The 9928-nt window shown below is 71.5% G+C and carries 6 protein-coding genes; 4 read left to right on the top strand and 2 right to left on the bottom strand.

All coding sequences use genetic code 11. The features are described from left to right. Positions 1 to 2365: 2365 nt before the first annotated feature. Positions 2366 to 4957 (top strand): collagenase, encoded by a 2592-nt coding sequence (locus ACWGKU_RS38670; protein WP_452178951.1) that lies wholly within the window; start codon positions 2366 to 2368, stop codon positions 4955 to 4957. Between the two features lie 148 nt (positions 4958 to 5105). On the opposite strand, the gene ACWGKU_RS38665 is transcribed toward ACWGKU_RS38670, so the two are convergent. After that, entirely contained in the window at positions 5106 to 5750 is a 645-nt protein-coding gene (locus tag ACWGKU_RS38665) for a response regulator transcription factor (protein WP_452178950.1), read from the bottom strand. Then, positions 5738 to 6907 carry a histidine kinase gene (locus ACWGKU_RS38660; RefSeq protein ID WP_452178949.1) on the bottom strand — a complete coding sequence of 390 codons (1170 nt, stop codon included), beginning with the start codon at positions 6905 to 6907 and terminating at the stop codon, positions 5738 to 5740. Before ACWGKU_RS38660 ends, ACWGKU_RS38665 begins: the two co-directional genes overlap by 13 nt. A gap of 194 nt (positions 6908 to 7101) precedes the next feature. On the opposite strand from ACWGKU_RS38660, the gene ACWGKU_RS38655 reads away from it, so the two are divergent. The 3 genes from ACWGKU_RS38655 to ACWGKU_RS38645 all read left to right on the top strand — a co-directional run bounded on the left by ACWGKU_RS38655 (position 7102) and on the right by ACWGKU_RS38645 (position 9854). Continuing rightward, a complete protein-coding gene (locus ACWGKU_RS38655) occupies positions 7102 to 8256 on the top strand; it encodes a serine hydrolase domain-containing protein (protein WP_452178948.1) in 1155 nt (384 codons plus the stop codon). A 33-nt stretch (positions 8257 to 8289) separates the two neighbouring features. Beyond that, positions 8290 to 8478: a hypothetical protein gene (locus tag ACWGKU_RS38650; RefSeq protein WP_401055879.1), complete on the top strand. Its 189-nt coding sequence runs from the start codon at positions 8290 to 8292 to the stop codon at positions 8476 to 8478. Positions 8479 to 8546: 68 nt separating this feature from the next. Next, entirely contained in the window at positions 8547 to 9854 is a 1308-nt protein-coding gene (locus ACWGKU_RS38645) for a M64 family metallopeptidase (RefSeq protein ID WP_452178947.1), read from the top strand. Positions 9855 to 9928 lie beyond the last annotated feature (74 nt).

Raw genomic sequence — 9928 nt, 5'->3', positions numbered from 1 at the left:
CAACGCCAAAAACACCTACGACCCCACCCACACCCTCACCCCCGGCCACAACATCTTCCCCTAACCCCAAAACACACCACACACCACACACCACACACCACAACAAAAAACAGAACCAACAACTCACCACCCCCCACCACACCCACCAAACACAAGGACCGATCGGCGCCTGAGATCTGCAGCGTCGCATTGTTGGTGTGGTCGCTGGGATTGCCATGAGCAGTACTGGGGGGCGAATATCCGTCCAGGGCGGTGTCATTCAGAGGTACTGCCAGTGGATGCCGGTTCAGGTGGCCGGTTCAGCGGCGTCATCAGCCGTGGCGGCGAACTGCTGCCCACGGCGGGACGGGCTGCTGCCGACGCGGCCAAAACGAACGGGAAGAGCGGCCATGGACGAACACATCGTCTAACAGTTTTTGAAGTCCCAGATGCCGGTTCCGGTCTGAGCCCAGTGCTCACGTCCGGCCGCCGCAGCACCATCACCTGCGGCACGACTCACGTGACCGCCTGACCGCCTGACCGCCGAATTCATCGTCCTGCGGGTCCGCCTGGACGGACGCCCGCCCATGCCTCGAAGCGGACGGCACCCTGCCCATGTGCTGGCTGCTTGCCCAGCGGCCAGCCCACCTGGCCGAGCCCACCCACTACTGGGTCTCCAACCTGCCCCCGCCACCCCGTCCGAGGAACTGGTCCGCCTCGCCAAGATCCGCCGGCGGATCGAGCGCGACTACCGGCTGTTTCGAAAGTACTGGTCACAGCTACTCATTGATGGCTGCGACCAGCACGGTCGCTTTCGTGGCGGACGGTGAGAGGCGGGTTCGGGCGGCGAGGTGCTCGTGCTGCTGCGGGAGTGACGCCCGTGGAACCACTGCGGACAGAGCGGCGTGAGGCGTTCCGCGATGGGATCGAACAGGTCGGCGGCGCCCTGTGATGACGAAGAACCGGCGTGCCACCTGCGGGAGGGGCACGCCGTCGACCGGATGTCCTCGTTCTGGTGGGACGGTCTTGTCTACTGCGCTTCGGCCGGTTCACCGTTGGCTGCCGTGTGGTGTCCGGCGGTGGCGTGTCGGTGTGCGCCCGGGGACGGTCGGGAAGCAGGTGCGTGGCAGGCAGCGGGGTGCGCTCGCCGGAGGCGTCGCTGGTGAAGGGGATGACGCCCGATCCGCCGGGGAACTCGCCGGTCACGTAGTAGTCCGTACGGAACCCGAGGGTCGACTGGGTGCTGAGGGTGTTGCCGTCGGCGCGGACGGGCGTGAGTTCGTGGTGCTCCATCCACAGGCAGTCGGTGCTGCGCGGCGGAATGATGAGCCCTCGCTCCTTGCTCTCCTCGGCCATGGTCGACCCGTTGCGGCGGGTTTCGTAGCCAGTTCGATGGAGGCGGAGACGGAGGCGGTGGTAGTGACACCGGCGCCCATGCCGAACGGTTTGGCGGACGCCTCCACACCGACCGACGCGCCCACGGTGATGTCCGTGGCCGCGCTGAAGGAGGAGCCCGCCTCCCGGGTGACCCCCGTGGTCATCGTCTGCGACTCCGGCTGGGCCACGGTTCCGGCGCGGTTGTCGCGGAAGAGGACGAGACCGCCCATCCACGCACTCGACCCGCGCCCCTGCGAGATACGGAAACAGAAGAAGGGGCTCCTCACGCGCGGCCAGCATCCACCCGGCCATGACGGGGCGTCACCCAGCGCACGGAGGCACGATCGACTTCACAGAATCCGTGCCCGGACCGTTTTCACCTGTCGCCGACGGGGTCGTCCCGTTGCTGCCCTCACGGGTCCTGCTCGCGCCCGGGGTGTTCCTTCGAGGACGTCAGGCACGCACGTGACGTGCTGGAGGAGAGACTGCCGGGACCGGCTCGCGCCGGGCTCGGCAGGCTGTGGCGCACGGAGTTCTGGTGGTGTCGCCGCCCGGCCGAGCGGGCGGAGTGGGGGTGGAGGGACCTGCGACCCGCCCCGCACCGAGGTGGGCCGGTCACGGCCGTGGCCGTGGTGATCACGGCCCGCGGCCCGGCGGCGGCGGCGGTGGATCGTGGACGGCCCCCTGGCCCCGGTCCGCGCTTACGGGCGGGGGCGGAGATCGGCCACTCCGGGTGGCCCGCCGGCCCGTGCGGCCTCGGGCAAATCTCCCGACTCGTGACCCGACGGGCCTCCGGCGCCCGTGCGCCGCGCCGCCCCGGGCCCCCAACCGTCGCAGGTCAGCCACATATCGGGGCGGGGTGGGCGCGAGGTGGCTGAAAATTGTGTGCCATATAAACTGTGACATTGTTCTGATGGCCGGTCAGTGACAGGATCCACGCCAATCTCCTCATCTCCTTCACTCAGTCCGACCCCACGTCGGGCTGCCCCCACTCGAAGAAGGACTCGGCGTGCTCCTGCGCACAAGACTCTCCACGCTCGCGGCCGGCGTCGTCGCCTGTTGTGCCACGGCCACCGCCGTGCTGCCGGCCCAGGCCTTCGCGGCTCCCGCCGCCGTCACCGCCACCCCGGCCCTGACCGCGGCCGCCCCGACCACGACCGACCCGAACGCACCCGCCGCACCCACCGCGCCCATCGCCGGCGCGACGGCGGGCTCCGAGGAGCCCGCCGCGCCCGCGGCCCCGCTGCCCCCGGCGCTGATCGGCGAGCGACTCATGGGCGGGCCGGCCACAACGGCCGCCGCGGCCGCGACGGCCGCCCCCGTCGGCCCCAAGTCCCCTGCCCCGCAGGCCATTTCCGGCGCGGACGCGGCCGCTGCCGCCGCGCAGGCCTGCACCCCGGCCGACTTCGCCGCCCGCACCGGGGCCGACCTGGTCGCGTTCATCAAGAGCTCGACCCCGGAGTGCATCCGGGGGCTGTACAGCAGCGGTGGCGCCGACCCGAGCATCTTCCGGCAGTCCCGGATGCTGTCCGTCGCGGCCGCGTTCAAGGACCTGGCGGCCGGCTACACCGGCGACAACTCGACCGGCATCCAGCAGCTGGCGCTCTACCTGCAGGTGGGCTACTACATCCAGTTCTACTACCCCGACGCGGCCGGCCCGTACACCGGCGAGCTCACCACCGCTGTCAGGGCCGCCCTGGACGCGTTCTTCGCCGGGGCCCGCTGGCACGACGTCACCGAGGGCAACGGCATCGTGCTCAGGGACGTCGTGTGGCTCACCGACAGCGCCAACGTCCAGGCCGGCTACCTGGGCGTCTACAAGCGGATACTGGACGACTACAACAACTCCTACAACGCGGTCCCGAAGATGGTCGGCGCGGTCAACTCCGTGCTGCAGTACCCGCTCTGGCGGGGCAACTCGAACCAGGACTTCGTCAAGGCGGTCGCCGCCGACCCGAGCCTCGCCGTCTCCCTCGCCGACTTCGCGATCAACCACAAGGACCTGATCGGCGGGCCCAACGAGGTCCTCGACACCAACGCGGGCAACGACCTGGCCCGGATGGCCGGGAGCGGCCCCGCCGTCGAGGCCCTGGTCAAGCCGCTGGTCAGGAAGGTGCTGGACGCCGCGCCGCTGCTGACGCCGGCGGCGCCGCTGTACGTGCACACGGCCGTCCAGGCCGCGTACTACAACAGCGGCCAGTGCTCGTACTACGACATCTGCAACCTGCCCGCCAAGCTCACCTCGGTGGTCCTGCCGCACCAGCTGGTCTGCGACAACCGGGCCATCCAGGCCCAGGCGCTGTCGGCCGAGGAACTGGCCACCGTCTGCGCCAGCCTGCGCAACCAGGACGCCTTCTTCCACGGCGTGGTCAAGGACAACGGGCCGATCCCGAACCAGTACGCCAGGAACGTCACCTTCGGGATCTTCGCCAACAAGACCGACTACACCACCTACTCGTGGGCGATCTTCGGCAACGACACCGACAACGGCGGCCAGACCGTCATGGACGCGACCGACCCGAACAAGCTGGCCGCGACCGTGATGTACCAGAAGACCTGGAACAACAACGACCCGGCCCGGGTGTGGAACCTCAACCACGAGTACACCCACTACCTCGACAGCATTTACGACCTGAAGGGCAACTACCCCACCCAGATGTCCGTCCCGGACATCTGGTGGGTCGAGGGCCTCGCCGAGTACGTCTCGCACAGCTACCGCGGCGCCACCGACACCGACGCGATGGCCCAGGCCGCGAAGCACACCTACAAGCTCAGCACCCTCTTCCAGAGCACCCCCGGCAACTCGGACTCGACCCGCGTCTACCCGTGGGGCTACCTGGCCACCCGGTACATGGTGGAGAAGCACCCGGCCGACGTCCAGGCCATGCTGGCCCGGTTCCGCGTCGGTGACTACCGCGGCGGCTACGCGGTCTACAACAGCCTCGGCACCTCCTACGACGCCGACTTCGACGCCTGGCTCGACGCCTGTGCCGGCGGCGCCTGCTACAACCCCGGCCCGACCTCCCTGTTCGACACCTCGGTGAACGGCGCGACCGTCAGCGTGAACGACCGGTCGGTGCAGACCGGCTCCGGCCGGATCACCGCCTGGCACTGGACCTTCGGCGACGGCACCTCCTCGGACGAGCGCAACCCGAGCCACACCTACGCGGCGGCCGGCAGCTACACCGTCGCCCTGACCACCACCGACGACACCGGCCGGATCTCCACCACCCCGGCCACCGTCACCGTGACCGCCGCCCCGGTCGTCCTGCCGGCCTGCACCGAGCAGCGCGCCGACGCGATGGGCCGGAACTGCTCCCGCGGCGGCCGCGCCGCGACCGCCGGCAACCTCGACTACCTGTACGTCTACCTGCCGGCCGGAACGACCACGCTGAAGGTCACCACCTCCGGCGGCACCGGCACCGCGCACCTCTACTACAACGCGGACACCTGGGCCTCGCCGAAGGCCTTCACCGCCTCCTCCACCGGCACCGGCACCACCCAGTCCCTCACCGTCACCAACCCCACCGCCGGCTACCGCTACCTCAGCCTGTACGCCGTCACCGACTTCAGCGGCGTCACGGTCAGCACCCAGTTCTGACCCCGACCCACACACCTGAGCGGAGCGCTCGGCCGGCTTCCCGGCCGGGCGTTCCGCGTGGGCGTTCCGGATGGGCGATCCACCGGGCCGACGGGCGGGGCGGCGGGCGGGACGGCGTGCGGGCCGACCGGCCGGGCGTGCGGGCTCCTCAGCGGCGGCTGAGGTAGGTGAGGACGGCGAGGACGCGGCGGTGGCCGCTGTCGGCCGGCGAGAGGCCGAGCTTGGCGAAGATGTGGCCGATGTGCTTGTGGACGGCGTTGTCGGTGATGACGAGCCGGGTGGCGATGGTGGTGTTGTCCTTTCCTTCGGCCATCAGGGCGAGGACTTCGCGTTCGCGCGGCGTGAGGGCGGCGATCGGGTCGCGGGTGGGCCGGGTGAGGAGCTGGCCGATCACCTCGGGGTCCATGACGGTGCCGCCGGCGGCGACCCGCCGCAGTGCGTCGGTGAACTCGCTCACCCGGCTCACCCGGTCCTTGAGGAGGTAGCCGACTCCGCCGCGGCCGTCGGAGATCAGCTCGCCGGCGTACTGCTGCTCGACGTACTGGGAGAGGACGAGCACGGGCAGGCCGGGGTGCAGGCGGCGGGCGCGGATCGCGGCGTGGATGCCTTCGTCGCGGAAGCCGGGCGGCAGCCGTACGTCGACGATGGCGACGTCCGGGCGGTGTTCGGTGACGGCGGCGACGAAGCCGGGGGCGTCCGGGGTGATCGCGGCGACCTCGAAGCCCTTGGCGGTCAGCAGGAGTTCCAGCCCGTTGGCCAGCAGGACGTTGTCCTCGGCGATCACGACGCGCACGGCAGGCTCACGGTGATCGTGGTCGGGCCGCCGCCGGGGCTGTGGAGGTGGACGGTGCCGTCGAGCGCCAGGACGCGGTGGCGGATTCCGGTGATGCCGGTGCCCAGCGTCTCGTCGGCGCCGCCGACGCCGTCGTCGGTGACCTCGATCGCCAGCCGGTCGCCGTCGCGTGCGACGCGGACGGCGGTCCGGGTGGCCCGGCTGTGCTTGGCGGCGTTGGTGAGCGCCTCGGCGATCGTGAAGTAGGCGACGGCCTCGACCGCGGCGGGGACGGTGTCGAGGTCGCCGGAGCCACCGGAGCCGATGTCGAGGGTGGTGTCGATCGCCGATCGGGACGCCAGCGAGGTCAGCGCCCCGGCGAGGCCGCGGTCGGCGAGGATCGGCGGGTAGATCGTCCGGATCACCGCCCTCAGCTCCGTCATGGCCTCCTCGGTGTTCTCGTGCGCCTCCTCCAGGAGCCCGGCCACCAGCCGGGGGTCTTCGCTCAGCAGCTCACGGGCCACGCCCAGCCGCATCGCGATGGCCACCAGCCGGGCCTGGGTGCCGTCGTGCAGGTCGCGTTCGATCCGGCGGAGTTCCGCGCCGTGCGCGTTCATGGCGTGCACCCGCGTCTCGGTCAGTGTCTCCACCCGCTGTGCCAGCCGTGCGGCGGTCGAGGGGGACAGCAGCGCGACGCAGGTCCGGGCGTGCAGGCGGGCCAGCCGGGGAGCCAGCCAGTAGGTCAGGGCCGCGAAGGCGACGGCTTGTGCGGTCCCCAGGGTCAGCGCCGTGCCCCACCCGGTCAGGGGGACACCGGCGGCGAACCCGCCCGCGCGGGTGCCGGCGGGCAGCGCCCACCACAGGGGCACCGTGACGGCCGTGGTCACCGCGTTGCCCGCGCACAGCACCAGGACGAGGCCGAACGCCAGGGCGGTCACGGTGCAGGCGCAGAGCCAGCCGAGGAGTCGCCACGGGCCGACCCGGACCGGGCCGGAGCGCGGAGAGCCCAGCAGCCGGTCGGCGCGGCGGCGGTGCCAGGACGCCCAGGAGCGGGCCGTGACCGGGACGGCGAGTACGGGCAGCGCCAGCACGGCGACCGCAGCGGTGAACAGGCTCCCCAACAGGTAGCCCAGACCGCGCCACATCTCCGAAAGCCGACCGGCCCCATGGTGCTTCATCCGCACCAGTCTGGACCATGAGGGCCGGGCCGGGCATTACAGCCCACTACCCTCTTTTGTGACGGGTGGGCGGTATCGTCCGGCCTCCCCTCCCGGACCTAGCGTCAACGCCCATGACGACTTCACCGATGCGTGCCCCGCGACGACACCACCGATCCGTCCGACGGAACGTCACGCTGGCCGCCGTCGCGGCCGTGACCCTTTCCACCGGCGCGCCCGCGGCGCCGGCCGCCCCGCAGCACGACGACCGGCTCCGGATCCGGCTCCAGCGCGACGCCGACGCGCTCACCGCGGTCGGCGCCACCGGAGTGCAGGCCCGCGTGGTCACCTCCGACGGCCGGAACCTGACCGCCGCCGGCGGCGTCGCCGATCTGACCGGACACCAGCCGGTCCCCCGGAACGGCTCCTTCAGGATCGCCAGCATCACCAAGACGTTCGTGGCCACCGTGACCCTGCAGCTCGCCGGAGAGAACAGGCTCTCCCTGGACGACCCGGTCGATCGGTGGCTGCCCGGCGTGGTGTCCGGAAACGGCAACGACGGTCGCGCGATCACTGTCCGCCAGCTGCTCCAGCACACCAGCGGCATCCACGACGACTACCCGGACTACACCTCGGCGGAGGACTTCCGGCAGCACCGGTTGGACGCGTACACACCCGAACAGATCGTCGCCCGGGCGATGGCCCACGGCCCCGACTTCGATCCCGACACGGGCTGGAACTACAGCAACACCGGTTACGTCCTGCTCGGGATGATCATCGAGCGGGTCACCGGGCATCCCTGGCACGAGGAGGTCAGGGACCGGATCGTCCGGCCGCTCGGCCTCGATCACACCTTCCACCCGGGTACGTCCCCCACCCTGCCCCGGCCGCACGCCGAGACCTACCAGAGGTTCGCGGCCGGCGAGCCGTTCGTGGACGTCACCGAGCAGATCGGCTCGGGCACCAACGGCGAGGCCGGGCTCCTCTCCACCACCGCCGACCTCGACCGGTTCTTCGGCGCCCTGCTCGGCGGCCGGCTCCTGGCACCGGCGCAGCTGGCGGAGATGACCCGGACCGTCGAGGTCGGCGAGAAGTTCGAGCGGTTCATGCCGGGTGCCCGGGCCGGGCTGGGGATCTTCTCGCGTCGGCTGTCCTGCGGCGGGGAGTACTGGGGCCACGAGGGCGGTGACGCCGGGTGGATCAGCACCACCGGCGTCACCGCCGACGGCCGGCGCAGCGTCACGGTCTCGCTGTCGGGCGTCCAGGCCGCCACCGACGGGGACGTCCTGCGGGTGGCGGAGGCGGAGAACAGGCTGGTCGACGACGCGCTGTGCACGAGCCCGAAGGCGGGCGGCCCCCAGCGGCGGTGACGTCCTCCGCGCGGACCCGTCCCCCGCGTCCCTGTGGAGAACGCGTTCGCCGAGCTGGAGCTCCTGCCGCTGGAGCCCGTGACGTTCACCGGGTTCGTGGACCCCGACCGGATCGACGTCCTTCTCGCGGCGCTGGCGGAGACCGGCCTGTCCTTCGAGGTCGAGTTCACCGACGCGGACGGAGGCGAGCACCTCCATCGCTCGGCCGACCGCCCGCACTGACAAATGATTGTCAGGTTATCGACATGGGAAGGGGGCAGGCCACAGACCGCACCTCCGGAAGGACACCCGTGCACCGCACCACCGTCAGGACCACCACCGCCCTGCTCGCCACCGTACTCGCCGGGACGGTGCTGGGGGCCGCACCGGCCTGGAGCCGCCCCGCGGACGGCACCCCGCCGACCCGTCAGGTGGAGGTGTTCGCCGAGGACGGCGGCATCTCCCGCGCCCAGGCCCCGGCCGCCTCCCCCTACCTCGCCGGCCACCCCCAGGGCGTGGCGCCCGTACAGGGGGACGGCGAGGTCACGGCACTGGTCCACAACGGCGAACCGGCCACCAAGCTGGACGTGGTGGTGATCGGCGACGGGTACACGGCGCAGGAGCAGGACAAGTTCCGTGCGGACGCGGACCAGAAGTGGCGCGAGATGACCTCCGTCGAGCCCTACGCCACCTACCGCTCACTGTTCAACGTCTGGGCGGTGAACGCCGTTTCCCCCGAGTCGGGCGTGACCGGGGACCCGGACCGGGCGACGGTGCGGCACACCGCGCTGGGCTCGTACTTCTGGTGCGACGGCGTGGAGCGGCTGCTCTGCGTGGACGAGAAGGCCGTCGAGTCGTACGCGGCGAAGGCCCCGCAGGCGGACCTGGTGCTCGTGGTGGCCAACACCGCCAAGTACGGCGGCGCCGGCTACAACGACGTCAAGTCCTCGGTCGGCTACGAGGGCATCGCCACCGTGGCGGGCGGCAACGCGAAGTCCGGGCAGATCGCGGTGCACGAGACCGGGCACTCGCTGGGCAAGCTGGCCGACGAGTACGCCTACGACGGCCAGGGGACGTACCAGGGCGACGAACCCGCCGAGGCCAACATCAGCACCCTGACCGCCGACCGGATGCGTGGTCAGGGCACCAAGTGGTCACGCTGGCTGGGGCAGACCTCGCCGGACGGCGGCACGGTCGGCACGTACGAGGGCGGCGGCTACTACCCCACCGGGCTCTACCGCCCGACCGAGAACTCGATCATGCGCTCGCTCGGACGCGAGTTCAACCTGCCCGGGCGTGAGGCGATGATCGCGGGCTTCTACCGCCACGCCACCCCGCTCACCAGCCCCACCCCCGGCGGCAGCCGGCTCACCCCCGCGGACCGCCTCACCGTCGACCTGCCGGTGCCCGCGACCCGGCTCCGCTGGTACCTGGACGGGCGCGAGCTGCCCCGGCTGAGCGGCCGCACCGCGCTGGACCTGGCCGAGCTCAAGCTGACCGGGCCGCGCTCCCGGCCGCACACCCTCACCGCCGTCGCCACCGACCCGACCCCGGCCGTCGCGGACCCGGCGCTGCGCGCGAAGCTGACCGCGAGCCTGTCCTGGGTGGTCACGCGCTGAGGCGAGTCCTGGCGTGCCGTTCGACCGGACCGGCACCCGACGGAACCCCGCCCCGGCCCCTGGAACTCAAGGGG

Source organism: Kitasatospora sp. NPDC054768, assembly GCF_053612025.1.
The sequence above is the reverse complement of the archived record's forward strand: the minus strand, read 5'-3'. Positions and strand labels throughout refer to the sequence as shown.